Source organism: Paenibacillus mesophilus, assembly GCF_005938385.1.
Taxonomy (GTDB): Bacteria; Bacillota; Bacilli; order Paenibacillales; family NBRC-103111; genus Paenibacillus_AB; species Paenibacillus_AB mesophilus.
The window spans coordinates 38,443-52,765 of the sequence record NZ_VCRA01000019.1 but is presented as its reverse complement, the minus strand read 5'-3'; the positions used below and the strand labels follow the sequence as shown (position 1 = coordinate 52,765).

General features: G+C 50.2%; 13 protein-coding genes. 7 read left to right on the top strand and 6 right to left on the bottom strand.

Annotated elements, in window-relative coordinates; genetic code table 11:
* Nucleotides 1–133 precede the first annotated feature (133 nt).
* Nucleotides 134–421 carry an ArsR/SmtB family transcription factor gene (locus FE783_RS26610; RefSeq protein ID WP_138882409.1) on the top strand — a complete coding sequence of 96 codons (288 nt, stop codon included), beginning with the start codon at nt 134–136 and terminating at the stop codon, nt 419–421.
* Nucleotides 422–509: 88 nt separating this feature from the next.
* Entirely contained in the window at nt 510–1,712 is a 1,203-nt protein-coding gene (locus FE783_RS26605) for an MFS transporter (RefSeq protein ID WP_138882408.1), read from the top strand.
* A gap of 77 nt (nt 1,713–1,789) precedes the next feature.
* Here FE783_RS26605 and FE783_RS26600 read toward each other — a convergent pair whose 3' ends face one another.
* A complete protein-coding gene (locus tag FE783_RS26600) occupies nt 1,790–4,102 on the bottom strand; it encodes a right-handed parallel beta-helix repeat-containing protein (protein WP_138882407.1) in 2,313 nt (770 codons plus the stop codon).
* Between the two features lie 317 nt (nt 4,103–4,419).
* Here FE783_RS26600 and FE783_RS38870 point away from each other — a divergent pair, with 317 nt between their 5' ends.
* Entirely contained in the window at nt 4,420–4,623 is a 204-nt protein-coding gene (locus tag FE783_RS38870) for a hypothetical protein (RefSeq protein WP_338015909.1), read from the top strand.
* Nucleotides 4,601–5,344 carry an aminoglycoside phosphotransferase family protein gene (locus FE783_RS26595; protein WP_338015908.1) on the top strand — a complete coding sequence of 248 codons (744 nt, stop codon included), beginning with the start codon at nt 4,601–4,603 and terminating at the stop codon, nt 5,342–5,344. Before FE783_RS38870 ends, FE783_RS26595 begins: the two co-directional genes overlap by 23 nt.
* 84 nt (nt 5,345–5,428) lie before the next feature.
* Here the strand turns inward: FE783_RS26595 and FE783_RS26590 are convergent, their stop codons facing one another.
* From FE783_RS26590 to FE783_RS26575, 4 genes are all read right to left on the bottom strand, one after another.
* Nucleotides 5,429–6,784, bottom strand: coding sequence for a DUF2252 domain-containing protein (locus FE783_RS26590; RefSeq protein ID WP_138882406.1), 1,356 nt, complete (start codon nt 6,782–6,784; stop codon nt 5,429–5,431).
* Nucleotides 6,785–6,889: 105 nt separating this feature from the next.
* Entirely contained in the window at nt 6,890–8,683 is a 1,794-nt protein-coding gene (locus FE783_RS26585; RefSeq protein ID WP_138882405.1) for an NPCBM/NEW2 domain-containing protein, read from the bottom strand.
* On the bottom strand, nt 8,673–9,368 hold the full coding sequence (locus FE783_RS26580; RefSeq protein WP_138882404.1) for a hypothetical protein: 696 nt from the start codon (nt 9,366–9,368) through the stop codon (nt 8,673–8,675). Before FE783_RS26580 ends, FE783_RS26585 begins: the two co-directional genes overlap by 11 nt.
* A gap of 86 nt (nt 9,369–9,454) precedes the next feature.
* Nucleotides 9,455–9,940 carry a DUF3574 domain-containing protein gene (locus FE783_RS26575; RefSeq protein WP_238403265.1) on the bottom strand — a complete coding sequence of 162 codons (486 nt, stop codon included), beginning with the start codon at nt 9,938–9,940 and terminating at the stop codon, nt 9,455–9,457.
* A 260-nt stretch (nt 9,941–10,200) separates the two neighbouring features.
* On the opposite strand from FE783_RS26575, the gene FE783_RS26570 reads away from it, so the two are divergent.
* Genes FE783_RS26570 through FE783_RS26560 form a run of 3 tightly spaced genes read left to right on the top strand, consistent with a single transcriptional unit; the run spans nt 10,201 to nt 13,164 of the window.
* Nucleotides 10,201–11,184, top strand: a complete 984-nt coding sequence (locus FE783_RS26570; RefSeq protein WP_138882403.1) for an alpha/beta hydrolase — start codon at nt 10,201–10,203, stop codon at nt 11,182–11,184.
* 11 nt (nt 11,185–11,195) lie between these two features.
* Nucleotides 11,196–12,584, top strand: coding sequence for a sensor histidine kinase (locus tag FE783_RS26565; protein WP_138882402.1), 1,389 nt, complete (start codon nt 11,196–11,198; stop codon nt 12,582–12,584).
* Nucleotides 12,571–13,164 carry a response regulator gene (locus FE783_RS26560; protein WP_138882401.1) on the top strand — a complete coding sequence of 198 codons (594 nt, stop codon included), beginning with the start codon at nt 12,571–12,573 and terminating at the stop codon, nt 13,162–13,164. The genes FE783_RS26565 and FE783_RS26560 overlap by 14 nt, the downstream gene beginning before the upstream one ends.
* Before the next feature lie 276 nt (nt 13,165–13,440).
* Here FE783_RS26560 and FE783_RS26555 read toward each other — a convergent pair whose 3' ends face one another.
* Entirely contained in the window at nt 13,441–14,226 is a 786-nt protein-coding gene (locus FE783_RS26555; protein WP_138882400.1) for an aminoglycoside adenylyltransferase domain-containing protein, read from the bottom strand.
* Between the last annotated feature and the right edge of the window lie 97 nt (nt 14,227–14,323).

Sequence of the window (14,323 nt, the reverse complement as noted above, 5' to 3'; positions counted from 1 at the left end):
GCCGAGGCACCCTCCGGGGTGCTTCTTTCTGTTCCGGCACCCCACATCCCGCTGTTTACATTCTCCAAAAGATGTGTTATTTTATATTTCGAAATACATAGAAATAAACTGGCAGGCAAAGGTGGAGAGCATAATGGTCGAAGACAACGCGGAAGTACGGCAAGCGGTCAAAGTATACAAGGCGCTCGGGGAACCGACCCGGCTCAAAATCGCCCTTCTGCTTACCGAAGAGCAAAATTTGTGCTGCTCCGATATTATGACCAAGCTGGAATCCGTCGCCGGCTCGACGTTGTCCCACCACCTCAAGCAATTGACCGATTGCGGTCTGCTGAATCTACGCAAGGACGGCACGTATATTTATTACAGCGTCAACCGCGACATGGCGTTGAAATATGCGCCGTATTTGCTGCAGCAGCAGTAGCTTTTTTTTCGTCTTTATTTCTATACTTTTAGAAATATAGGAGAAGTACAAGAAATCATATTCTGTGGATACAGAGAGGAGCAGTACGATGAAGAACGCTTGGAAAATTTATATGCTCGCCGTCGTCAGTTTTTTGGTCGGGACGTCCGAGTTTATTATTGCCGGCATTTTGGATAAAGTTACGGAGGATATCGGCGTTTCGGTGTCCGCCGCCGGTCAGCTCATTACCGTATTCTCGCTCGCATATGCATTCGGGACGCCTTTCCTGATGGCCGTTACCGCCCGCTTGGAGCGAAGGAAGCTGCTGCTCTACGCTCTAGGCGTATTCGTGGTCGGAAACGGAATCGCCGTCTTGCTGCCGGGATTCGAATTTCTGATGGGCTCCCGGGTCATCTTGGCGCTTAGTACCGGCGTATTTGTCGTGACCGCGCTGACCGTAGCCTCCAAGCTGGCCCCACCGGATCGCCAAGGGAGCGCGATCGCGACTCTCGTCATGGGGTTCAGCACCGCCCTGATCGTCGGCGTACCGATTGGCAGAGTCGTCGCGGCCGTTTACGACTGGAAAACGATATTTGGCGGGATCGGCTTACTCGGTCTGCTCGCGATGCTCGTTATCGCCATGACGATTCCGCGAACGGAAGGTGAAGAGCCGGTACCGCTGCGCAAGCAGCTGATGTTGTTGAAGCAGCCGAAAATCGCCATCGCGTTGTCGATCACTTTCTTCTGGATCGTCGGTTATGCGATCGCTTATACGTATATTTCGCCTTTCTTGCTCACCGTTACCGGCATGAGCGAACAAACGGTGAGTGCAGGGCTGTTCGCATTCGGCATCGCTAGCCTGGTCGGCTCCAAGCTCGGAGGCATCGGCACGGATAAATGGGGCGTGTCCCGTACATTGATCGGCGGGATGCTGCTTCACGCAGTGGCTCTCGTGCTGCTGTCGCTGTCGGCCCATTCCGCGGTGCTCGTATTCCCTCTGCTAATGCTGTGGTCGTTCTCGGCATGGTCGTCGGGCCCGACGCAGCAATACCATTTGATCACGCTCGCCCCCGAAGCATCGGGCATCATGCTTAGCTTGAACACTTCGGTGCTGCAGCTCGCAATGGCTGCCGGCGCGGGCATCGGAGGCATTATCGTGGAGCGTGCGTCGCTCGCGGCCATCAGTTGGATCGGGGCCGCATCTGTCGCAGTCGCGGCGGGAACGGCCGCATTGTCGCTCGGAATGTCCCGCTCCCGGTCGCGTTCGAGACGTGTAGCGAAGGAACGGAGCATTTTGGAGGCGGAAGCCTGATACCGGAGCTGGAATCACTTAAAAGGAAAAGGAAACGGCACCGTACTGCGCGCCGTTTCCTTTTTTGTTAATGAATCTTACGGATTCTGCGAGAAAATGCCGAAATCCCTCATCGCTTTTTTCAATTTGTTCACTTCCGATTCCAGCTCGGACAGCGTCGCGCTGCTCGTATCCGCGATCGCGCCGAGATCGCCGATCCGGCCGAACGGCTTGAGTACCGGATTGACGTAGCTGATCGCGCTGGGAGCGGAAACATCTACGGTTAGCGCCGCATTTAACCTCACTTCGTTGCCGGAGATGCGAACGACTCTCCGCACTTGATTACCTGTCGCAATACGGATCCATTGCTCTACCCGAAGCGAGGAGGCGTCGTTTACGGTCAATGCCGTTTTACCGACTGTTCCCGTTCCCGTCACGCCGGACAACGTCCCGGCCGTACCGGTAGCGACGACTTTGAACCCGGCCGGCGTTTTGCCGTCCGTCACGGCTGCGGAGGTGACCCACACCGTATCGCCCAGATTGAAGGTCCCCGTTACAGGCGGATAGGCGGAAGCGAATTTGACGAATTTGCGGACCGGATCGGTCATGACCGACTGGCCCAAGAGAAGCCAAAGCCCGCCTTGCTTCGTTCGGATCAAGTTATCGTCTACCGCAACGTCCGTAAGCGTTCCGTCCGTGTCACTTGCACGAATAGAATAGATGCCTTTGCAAGCATCGTACGTATCGGAGATGAGGTTGCCGGTTATTTGCGCGCCGTTCACCGTCGAGCGCAATAAGATTCCGGACCTGTACGATTCGGCCGGAGTCGGGTAATGCCCAGCGTTTACGATCACGTTGTCCGTAATTTGCACATTCGAGACGACCCCGATATTCCGGAAGCTTCCGATGAAAATGCCGGTAATCGGCGCGTTTTTGATGACGTTATTGCTGATGACTACGTTCGAGAGGTCCGAATCATGGGTGAAGCCGATGCCGTAAGCATTGCTTTGCAGCTCCGTACGGAATTCGAACTCCTCCTGGAACACGATCGTGTTGTTCGCGACCGTAATATTTTCGAAAAGCGTCTTAACGTTCGACCATGCCGCGCTCGAGATGCCGATCGTCAAATTTCGCTTATGCGCCTTATTCGTCAGGCTGATCGTATTGCCGGCAATGGTTACATTTTTCACCGGATTGGCGTTGTACGGACCGATCTGGATTCCTTGATTGGCGTTGCTGATCGTATTATTCACAACCGTCATATCGCAGCGTTCGTCGGCGGCGTTCCCGGCCTGCAAATTAACGCCCGTATAGTACCCGTCCACGACGTTGCCGGATACGACGCTTTGGCCCATATGCGTTTCGATCGCGCCCCGCGCCTTCTGCCCGGGAGCCGCGTAGAAGAAACAGTTGGACACCGTATGGTTGCGGCCGTTCAAATAGATGGCGGAATTGTCGTAGGTGCCGTTGCCTCTTGCCATGACGAAATTGAAATAGCAATCCGTAATCGACGCGAGCTTGCCGGTGTCGCTGTTCAAGGATACCGAGTTTACACCGCATGTCGGATCGAACTGGACATGATCGATGAATACGTTTTCATATCGATACGATATAATGCAGAATTGATAAAAATATACGGTATCTTTCCGATCCAAGTCGATGTAGCACGTTTGGTTGTTTTGCGGGTTTTGGTCGAACCTCAGCTTGCTGATGCGCACGTTTTTGAGCGGCGCGCCGCTGCTTCCGTAAAAGATCGTGAAATAGTCCCCGGCGTTGTCTTTGACTTTGATGACGGAGGAGATCCCTTCGCCCAACAAATTTACATTGTTTCTCAGCGTGATCCACTTGTTCAAGTAAGGTGAAACGATGTAAGTGCCTTTCGGGAAAAAGACGGTCCCTCCACCCATCGCGAAAACGGCGTTGATCGCATCCTGGATCGACTTAAAGTCGTCGGTCGTGCCGTCGCCTTTGGCTCCGAACCATTTGACGTTGACATATTCCGTCTCCACTATGCGTTTGAACCGCGCCCCCGACGTCGAGACGAGCACCGTGCCCAAATTGTCCGGCGTAGCCGTATCGGCCGGATCGTAATAGAAAAATCCTTCCTGCCCCCGATCGGTGACGTAATAAACGAAGCCCGCTTCCGGACTCCCTTCTGCCCGCAGCCCGGCAATGGTTGAGGGAACGCAAAAGTCCATATCCATCAACTCTTTCGGCTTCGTCTTCTTCCCGTATACCGTCTCCGTCACGGAATTCGCTTCTTTGCCGTATGCGATTCCGAGCGATGAGCCGATTACCGCCGCTCCGGCCAAGCCGAGCGAAGCCAGCATTTTTCTTCTGCTGACCATGCCCGCCACCGTTTGCTTCTTCATGTCTTCCCCATTGTCCACCGATTTCGATTGCTCGTCCATCAAGCCATCTCCTCCGCTTCATAAATAGATCCGAAACGTTTCCGAGTCGTCCGGCTTTCTGGAAGCGTTGCCACTTTGCCGATCGATCGCTCCTTGCATCTCGAATCTTCTTTATCATAGGAACAACGGCTGCAAAAATATTTATGCAATTTACCGTTTTTTTTGCCTCCCGGATTGTCATTTCGTTCGCGGAATTGGTAATTTTGTTCGTGCAAATGAACAAGCATTTACGATGTGATATTATTTACCATATAAAAAATAATTTGTTGACTATGATCGCTAACTCGGTCATTACATCTTTTTAGTAGGAGGAAACGATGGACAAGATACGCGAGGTTTTAAAAGAGCAGTATGATCTGGAGAGTACGAGCGTTTCCTCCCAGCGGGGCGGATGGTCGGCACTAGCGTATAAAGTGCACAGCAGCAAAGCTACATACTTCTTGAAGGCTTACGAAAAAAGTAGAGCATCCACACCAAAATGGACGGCTCTTATCGATCATGGTTTGGCTCAAGCAAAATAGCGGTTTGAAAGGGAAAATTCCAGTGCCGGTCGCAACAAAGAATGGCGCTTACAAATGTGAAGATGAGGATGGAATCTACCTGCTTTATGAATATATCGAGGGTGAAACTATCGGAGATAAAGACTTGACCGGGGAGCAGATTTGCAGTCTTTCGGCAATCATAGCGGAGCTTCATTCGTATAGTGAACAAATCCCGGTTGAAACGAGTGCTATCAAGGAAGACTTTACTATTCCGTTTCTGCCGACGATGAAGAACTTCTTGGAGAAAGATTATGAGAAGATTCCTGATGATGTAAGGGCACTGATACATCCTCATCTTGAGCAAATACAGACTCTGATTGGAACGTTAGAGATGCATTCTGAAATGAAAAACAGTCAAATTAGAATGGCCCTGTGCCACACCGATCTTCACAACTGGAATCTGATGCAATCCGATCGGGAGCTGATCTTGATTGACTGGGAAGGCCTAAGATTGGCACCCGTTGAAGCCGATCTGATGTTTTTGGTCGACCAGCCTTACTATGATGATTTTTTGAACATATATCGGAAAGTCCATCAACATTTTGCGATCAATCCCGATATTCTGCAGTTTTATCAGTACAGACGCAAATTGGAGGACATCTGGGAGTTTCTGGAGCAGCTGTTATTTGACCATCAAGATGCTCAAGAGAGAACGTCTACACTAAACTGCTTAATGAAAGAGCTGAATGATATAGGCTAATGGGTTACATAGAAAAATACTCCGGACGCTCTCCTATTCAGGAAAAGCAGCCGGAGTTACAGGTTCGGCATCCGTTGCCCGCTTTCATTTCGAACCGGTTTTACTTGAAAGCTCCGCGGCCCATTCGCAAAACATCGTGTAATCCTCTTCCACTTGATGGGCGTAGGACAGCGCCCAATTCGCCACATAATCGCAAAACCCGTCGATATCGTCCCCGATAGCGCCCGCGATTTCATCCTCGCTATGATGCGACAATAGGCCTTGATCGACGTCGGCATCGGCACGGGCATGCAATTTGGCAGTGATTCGCCCCATGCATTGGAGTACGCTCGTCCATTCCTCCATATCCGCGATTTTGTCCGCTTTCAGCTTCTTCTTGAAAGGCGAACGCTCCCGTGCATAGAAAGTACGCCCATCCATCGTCAAATAACCGAGAAACGGATCGGCTTCGTGATGCATCGCCCGCTGCGTCATGATGACGCGTTTACCTTGATGGGCATAACGGTCCCAGAACGACTCGTTGTAGGGCAGAAAATAGGCCGGTACCGGTCCCCGGACTTCCTTGATCTCGATTACAATATCGTCCAGAGCCTCATTGGAGCTTCGCTCCCCTTCGATCAGTACATAGAAGCGGTCCAACCCGATGGAGGCGGTCCCCGAGCCGTGTTTGACGGCTATATCCTTAATCTTATAGTACTCGGCCTGACGTTTCGTTTCCGGATCCAAGCTGGCTATGTAATCATTCCAGCCGGCGATCAACATGGCGCGCTCCGCTTCGGTCGGCTGCTGAATTTCGTCCGACCAGCGGAATTGCCGGCCCTCTTCCGTCCAGACGGTGACGTCTTCCAACAAATGGCTCGCCGACCGCTTCTCCATCTTTTTCAGCAGCTTGCGGATCGGCCCTTCCGTCGTATCCGTATCGAACGCAATCGTTCGCGGATCTTCCTTGCGCTTCGCGAATTTGCGTATCTGCTTCACGTAGGCGGACAAGTAGCTTTCAAGCGCTTCACGCTGATAGTTCGGCGCGATTCCGTTCATCCGCAGCACTAGCCCTATACTGACGGACATGCGTAGGATGTCGTACAAATAGGAGCCGGTGTAGCCCTCGTCGAAATCGTTCACGTCAAACACGATCCGTCCGCTCTCGCTGCGGAACGCGCCGAAATTCTCAAAATGAAGATCGCCCTGGATCCACGTCGGGCGTTCCGGCGAGCTGTGGTACGGAAACCATTCCCGGCTGACGTCGAAGTAAAACAAGTACGCGCTGCCTCGGAAAAAGGAGAACGGGCTCGCTGCCATTTTTGCATATTTCGATCGTCTCTTCTCGTCGTCCAAATTCATAATATCCCGGTCAAACTGATCCAGTACGCCCGAAATCGCAAGAAGCCGCAGCTTCTTCTGCGTATGCCTTACTCTCGCGGTCAAGTCGGTCAATTCCATCGCTGCATATCCTCCTCGAATCTGGTTACAACAACTTATCACTACTTATGTACGTAACTGAGGAAGGATGGTCTCGCAAAAGATTACTTATTCGCGGTCGATTTATTATGGAGTGAGAACTCCGTTCCCGATGATCAACGTCTGCGCGTCATTATGAGCTTTCGGGTTTTGGACCGCTGCAAACTGCAGCGTGCGGATGCCGCTTACATACAAATCCAGGTCAAGGGTAGCGGGGGCCGATGAACCAAACGATATGGTTTTCAGTAGACGGCCGTCGCCGATCACCTTAAAGTCGCTTGTCCCGAAATCTTCTCCGACGGTCGTCTTGTCTACCCCTACTTTTGCCGTCAACCGCTTGAATTCCCCGCTCATCGATAACGAAACGGAAGGCTCTTTCACCCATGAATTTGCACCCGTAAAACCGATGCCGTCGGCATATATGTTGCCCGAGGCGTCTTCCAGAAACTTACGGTCCCAACCGTTAAATCTCTCCCATATTTGCGTATCTTTGTCGGGTATCATAATTTGCTGCGCCAAAAGCTCTTTGTCCGGCTTATACTCGCCTCCGGATGCCAAATCGATATTCGTCTGAATCCCCGCCATATGGAGCTTCAAGTATTTGGCGTCATTCGGAAGTCGTCCGTTCAGCCCGAAAGTGACTTTTATATCCTTGGCTATCCCGGCGAACAAGTCTTGATTCATGGTATAGTCCCGATACGTGTCGAGTGTCGGCACATACAGAACGGCTTTTTCCTTCAGCTTCGTATCCGCGCTCGCCGTCATCTTTCCTTGAATTTCTACGGAATTGGCGCTTATTTTTACTTTGCCGATTTCGAGGGTAATCTGGCCGTTAGTCGCTTTAATGGACGATTGGAGTTCTTTGTCGGGTAAAGCCAATACCTCTTTCAAAGTCTCCTTGACACCCGCAGCGCCGATATCGACCTTAGTATACTCCTCCTTCGGCTGCAGTCCGAAACGGTAATCGAGCCGCGCCAAAGTCTTTGTCGGGATATCGGATATAAACTGATAACCGATGGCATAATCGGGATAATGGCGAAGCGTCAGTTTGTCACTCGTAACGGATTTGCCGTCGGTGAATACGGCTTGGATTTTAGGGGGCAGCTCCTTTGCCGCATAGCGAACCGCTCCTTCATATTTGTAGATTAGCGCGAGTTGGTTATTTTTGACGCCTTCGCCGAGAAACGTTATTTTACCGGCGTCATTTTCCAAGAGCGTTATATTTCTTTGGTTATACGTAACCGGCAGATCGATGTATTTCGCTTTTTCCGACTTGATCTTCGCCGAATAATCGGCCGCCGCATTCCCGACAATATTCGACATGCCGTCTTCGAGCTCGCGAAGCGCCGTAACGTTGTTTTCGGCCGTATCAAAAGCCAGCTTGCCTATGTGATGCTCGATTTCTTTTTTGAGCGGATCGACTTTGCCGCTCTTCACGTCGTTCGCGAATTTATTGTGCAGGTCACCCAATTCTTTGTACAAACCGGCGGCGGGGAACTGCTCCAGAGCGGAATGAACATCATTCAGCTCGTGGTATACCTGGGCGATTTCTTTCGCCTTCGCTTTCCGCATATCCAGTTCGGCGAGCGCTTGCTTGACTTTCTCGGCGCGCGATTTCAAATCCCCCAGTTTTTGCTTCAAATTTTCCGCATCCTCCAACAGCTGCCGGACGATGACGATCCGCCCCTCGCCGTATACGAACTTTCCGGGGGCCATCTCGGCAATTTTGCGGTACTCCTCAATGGCGGTCTCCACGTCCAAATTCTCCATCGCTTTATCGGCTTCCGCCATGTGCTTGGCATACTCCCCGTCTCCGCCTACGCAGCCGGACAGGAGCCAACAACTGAGCAGAACGATCCGCAGACGTCCCTTATTGCGCATTCGGAATGCCGCCTCCTTTCCGTCCGGACAAGATCTTCTTGAACAACCCGTTCCTATACAAGAAATATAGAACAACGGCGGCAACGAGCAGCATAACGGTCCAGACTATATCCGACCTGCCCGAAGGCTCATAAACAATAACGACAGAATCACCACTCGCCAGCAAAGTTCGCGGCTTTTGATCCGAGACGGTTCCTCCCGCCGCGTATAAAATGTTTCCGGGTACGGTAACCGTTATTTCGACATCCTCGTCCATATCCAGGTATATCGCGGGTTTGTCCCCGATTTTTTCGATAGCTTCCGGCGTAATGACGGTCTGCCGTTTGACATCGGTCAATTTTCGTATCGGCTCCGGGTAAATTCTATTCAAATCGTCGACTGTCACAAGCAGCGAATCGTCTCCTCCGAGCGCGGAAATATTACCGAATATGACTGTCGCGTTTACCTTCCCGTCTTTCTCCTCGAACTTGTTTAGCGTAATGATTTCTTTGCCGGCCTTCTTATTGGCCTTCTGAATCTGTTTCTCCATCTCCGCTTTTATTTGCTGGGCCGAGATTTTGCCCATCAGATCAACCGAGTAATTTCCCTCTCCCGAACTGTCTTCTTGGACGACCAAGTCCAGCCGACCGCATCCCGTAACAGCGAGAAGAACGATTACCGCGATAAATAAAGCATACAATTTCACCTGCTTCTCCCACTCCTTTCCGCAATATGGCCCCCAAAAGAAAAATCGGCTTTCCTTGGTCAAGGATTACCGATATTTCGCATTGCTCATTCGATAAAGTACATCTTGCCGTCCACTTCGAGGGAAACGGACGATTGCGTCAAATCCTTTTTCAACTGCTTGGCATAAGCTACGACATCGTTCAGCGACTGATTGTCGAGCTTATCGGCGAAGCTGTAGACGATCGTAACCTTTTCTTTGATCAGCCTCTTGTTCTCGTCGATCCAGCCGCCGTTTCCGCCAATGGACGTCGCTCCGCCGAACAGGGACGAAAATTTAGTGAGTGCTTGGTCGACAAATTGCTCATGAGCTTCTTCCGTAATCGGAATGCTTCCGTTCACCGTAGAAGGCACATAAATTTTGACGACATGATTCAGGCTGCTCAGCTTCTGCAAGTCGCTTCCGTTATTTTCCGACGCGGCTGCCGTTGAGGCAAAAGCTTGCAGCGGGTTTGATGGCGAATTCAACGGCAGCATAAGCAGCGCGAACGCAAACAGCCCCATCAACACGTATACGATTCTTTTCTTCATCATTTCCAGTCCTCCTCATAAAGTTAGATCCAAAAAACAATTGATGCGACAAATTCATGTTATAAGCTTCGGCAGCTATTGGGGAGGGCCAAAAAAATACCCCTTCTCACCCATGAAGATTAAATGTTATAATCTATCTTTTGGAAAATTTTATGAGGTTTATAATAACAATTGCCTACTGGAATTGTCGAAAAAATGATTACATAGAGCCGTGACTTTGTACCGGGAATCGAATAACCTTTTTTAGAAGAACCAATAAGGGGATGAAATCTATCATTTCCAAGGCGATAGACCGTTTTGCTCTACATATCCTTCATAAAACCCGAAGCAAACATTTTCAGTATTCCGCGCCTCCGGCGGCTATGTCGGAATCAATGGAAAAAGAAATCTTTTACAATGCGGATGGTCCGTCTAATGTCATATTCGATTTTCATCGCTTTAAAGATGGGTATCATACAGGGACATTCTCATACCGAAGCTTGCTTGCCACCGACGATCCTTTGAACGACATATCGGCGGGAGAGGTGCTGATCAATCACAATGAAGCGGCACCTAATGTCATTTTTGTACACGGCTGGCGAATGAGCTCGTTCGATCGGATCAAAAGCATGTTCCAGAAACAGCTGATGGACGATTTGGGATGGAATCCGTATTATTTCACCCTCCCCTATCACGTTCAAAGGAAGCCGGATCTGTCGTTATATAGCGGAGAGTATATGGTCAGTGCCGATATCGGCCGAACGATACAAGCCGTCAGGCAAGCCGTAATCGATTTGCGAACGTTGATCGGCTGGATCAAGGCGAATAAAAAAGGGCCCGTCATCGTGATCGGGGTCAGTTTAGGCGGCTTTCTTACGAATTTGACCGCTTTGGTCGAGCCTCGGATCGATGCGATGGTTTCCATTTTTTATGCCAACCGGCTGTCCTACTCGATCTGGAATACGATCCCGGGGAAGTATATTAGAACCGATTTGGAGCATCATGGAGTGAATTACGGAGATCTTGTTCGATATTGGAAAATAACGGAGCCGAGCCAATCCGTTCCGGTCTTGCAGAAGGACCGCATATTACTGATCTCGGCCAAAAACGACTTGTATGTCCATATCGAAGATGCCGACTATTTGTGGGAAGCATGGGATAGACCTGCGCGGCACGTTTATAATTGCGGTCATGCCGGAATCGTTCTGCACGGAAAAGCAATCGCGCGAGACGCCCTATCGTTCGTGCAGCAAAAAATAAGAGGATAAAGGTGTGAGATATGGTTGTATTGTGGGCTGCGCTCTGGTTGATCTGTTTGATACTTTTTTTCGCAGACCCCAAGAACGAGAAAATTCGCTGGACCTGCATCGTGGCTTTTTGCGGAGGATGCGGCGGCTTAACCGTTCTTCTCGGCCACGAGCTGGACCGTTCTCCTTGGATTCTGCTTCTTGACGGATTTTTATCGTCGGTCGGACACTATGGAACGTCTTATTCGATTCTCATATTCGGCGTTGTCTTTTCGGATCTTTTAAGAACTCCTTTGCAAAAAGGGTTGTGCAAGCTGCTGTTCTTCATACCGGTCATTGCCATGTATTTTCTGTATCCGATTTATCCCGAATTCAAAGCCGATTATAAAGTTTTGGCGCTTTGGGTCACACCCTATATTGTCTGGTCCAACATTTTGATGATCTATTCGACATGGCGGGAAAAACGGCCGGCTATCAAACGCCAAAAAATATGGACCTCCGTCGTAGTAGTGCCTATGACTTCGTTTGCACTCGTAACGAATATTTTGCTGGAGGCGTTCGGGATTGCCGGAGTGTGGAATTACAATCCTTGGATTATCGGAGTGCAATTTTTGTTATTCGTCTACATAGCCATTCGATACGGCTTCCTCGGCGTCCAAGTCCGGGTGGAGAAGCAGCGGCGCGATCATACGATGAGAGCCGTTACGTCCGGAACGATGCTGCTCAACCATGCCATCAAAAATGAAATCGCCAAAATCGACCTTTTGGCGAATCGGGTAAAGGACATCGTGCCGGAAAATTGGAGCGGTCCCCATGAGGATATTGACTTTATCTTGCATTCGACCAAGCATGTATTGGAGCTTTCCTCGCGAATTCAGAAGAAACTCGACATTATGGAGCTCAAGGAATCCGAATTTTGGTTTACCCATTGCATAGAGCAAGCCCTTCATTTGCTCAAGCCTCACCTGGATTCCAAGGGAACCGAGATTGTACGGCAATATGACGTTGACCTACAAATTTTCGGAGACCCCGTGCACATACAGGAAACTTGCGTAAACTTGATCAACAACGCCCTGGAAGCCATGAACGACGGCGGGACTCTTTTATTTAAAACATACCGCACGCGCAGGAACGCTTACCTCGATATTACGGACAGCGGAAAGGGGATTGAGAAGGACAACCGGGTATTGGTGTTCGATCCGTTTTATACGACTAAAGGAAAGGCAGGGAATTACGGACTCGGATTGACATACTGCTATAACGTCATGCAGAAGCACGGCGGCTCTATTACGGTCAAAAGCCATTTGGAGCAAGGAACCACATTCACATTGGCATTTCCGATGAAAAGAATACGATCTGTTTCCGTAATCCCACCAGCCCATCCGATTCATCACGAAAAGGTGGCTTATGGTCAAAATTAAACTTATGATCGTGGAAGACGATCCGGTTTGGATGAAATATTTAACCGAATATATCGAGAAAGAGAACGATATCGCCGTAGTCAAACAAGCCTTCACGATGGAAGATGCGACGGACGGCATCACTAATTCGACCGTAGACGTAGTATTGATCGATTTGCAGCTTTCCGAGGACGCCGATAATTTATGCGGGCTTCAGGTTGCAAGCAAATTGTCGGACCTCGGCATAGATAAATTGATTATGCTCACTTCCTGCGAAGATACGGAAATCATACTGGAATCGTTTGATCTAGGGGCTGTCAATTATATGACCAAAACGTCTTACAGGGACATTCCCCAAGCGGTACGGGAGGCATATGCCGGGAAGGTCAGTCTGCACTCCGACGTCTCGAGCGTTCTGACGGCCGAACTTCGTAAGGAACGCAAGCTGAAAATATTGACCCCTACGGAACGGGAAGTTTATGATTTGAAGAAACAAGGGTTAAGCAAAACGCAAATCGCGAAGAAGCTGCATAAATCCGTAGAAACGGTAAAAAAACAAGTGAAACTGATCCAGAGCAAATTAACGAATGGCAGTGAATGAAGCTGCTGTCCGTTTCGTCTGCTGGCTGCACCGGCAAAAAAAAAGGGGACGATCGAGATCGTCCCCTCAGAGTGTCGATAAAGTCTAATGGGCATTTCGCACTTTATTTTTTTATGTGGTGACTCTCGTCTCAAACAAGAAAAATCGATTTAAAACGATCTGAGAGCCACGTTATGATGTGAAAAATGTTCTTTTTAATCGCCCTTGAAAAAATCGGGGGTTTCTCGACAGCCTGAGGGGACGATCGAGATCGTCCCCTTAACGCGGAAAGTCTTCTTAATGCCTTCCCTTCCGATCCATTATGAACTTGGCATAATCCCGGAAAGCGTGCAGAGCGGCTTCGTCCCACTCCTTGCCGCCCCGCCTCCGCTGCTCCTCGGATACGGGCTCCGAAGAACGATACATATCGAGCGCTTGCCGGATGATCGGATGAAACTGCTCCGGCAGATGGCTAAGTCCCCATTCCCCGCCTTCATCCTTGCTGTAGACGTTTTCTCCGTCTTCACTCGTAAGCTGCAATACGCGGCAAATATTCAGTACGCCGTAGAACGGCGTCTCCACGATATGATCGTCTTCAACGATCCAAGTAAAGTCGTCCAGGACCGACTCCATAAAATGAAGCCATTCGACGGTGCTGAATACTTCACGAATCGGTTTGCCGTACAAACAAATGCCGCGTTTCGCCACATAGGTCAAATGGGAGAGCAAGTCGGGATCCGTGCGTTCGCCGTCGTAATCCACTTCGCGGTTCATAATCTTCTCGTGCCAATTCGTGCTGTAATGCACTTCGTAAGGCATCGCCTTCGGGACTTGCCTAGCCGTGTCGGCCGTTATGACACTAAGCTCGACATTGCCGACAGTAGGTCTCGTCTCAGCCTCCTCCGCGATTGCGATGCCGACCGACTCGGCAAGTCCTGCTTCCAGCTTGCCATCTGCAACCACTATCATATCGAAGTCGCTCTTCGGCCGATAATAGCTGCCCGTCGCCAGCGATCCGTGAAGGTAGACGCCTTCCAGCCTATCGTCAAGCTCCTTTCTCAACCGCTCCACGAGCTTTAACACAAATCGCCTGATATCCTCATCGCATGATTCCCAAGATTGCGGCTTCCCCACGTCAGTTCCCACCTTATGCCATTTCAATGTAAAACGGTCTTCCCTT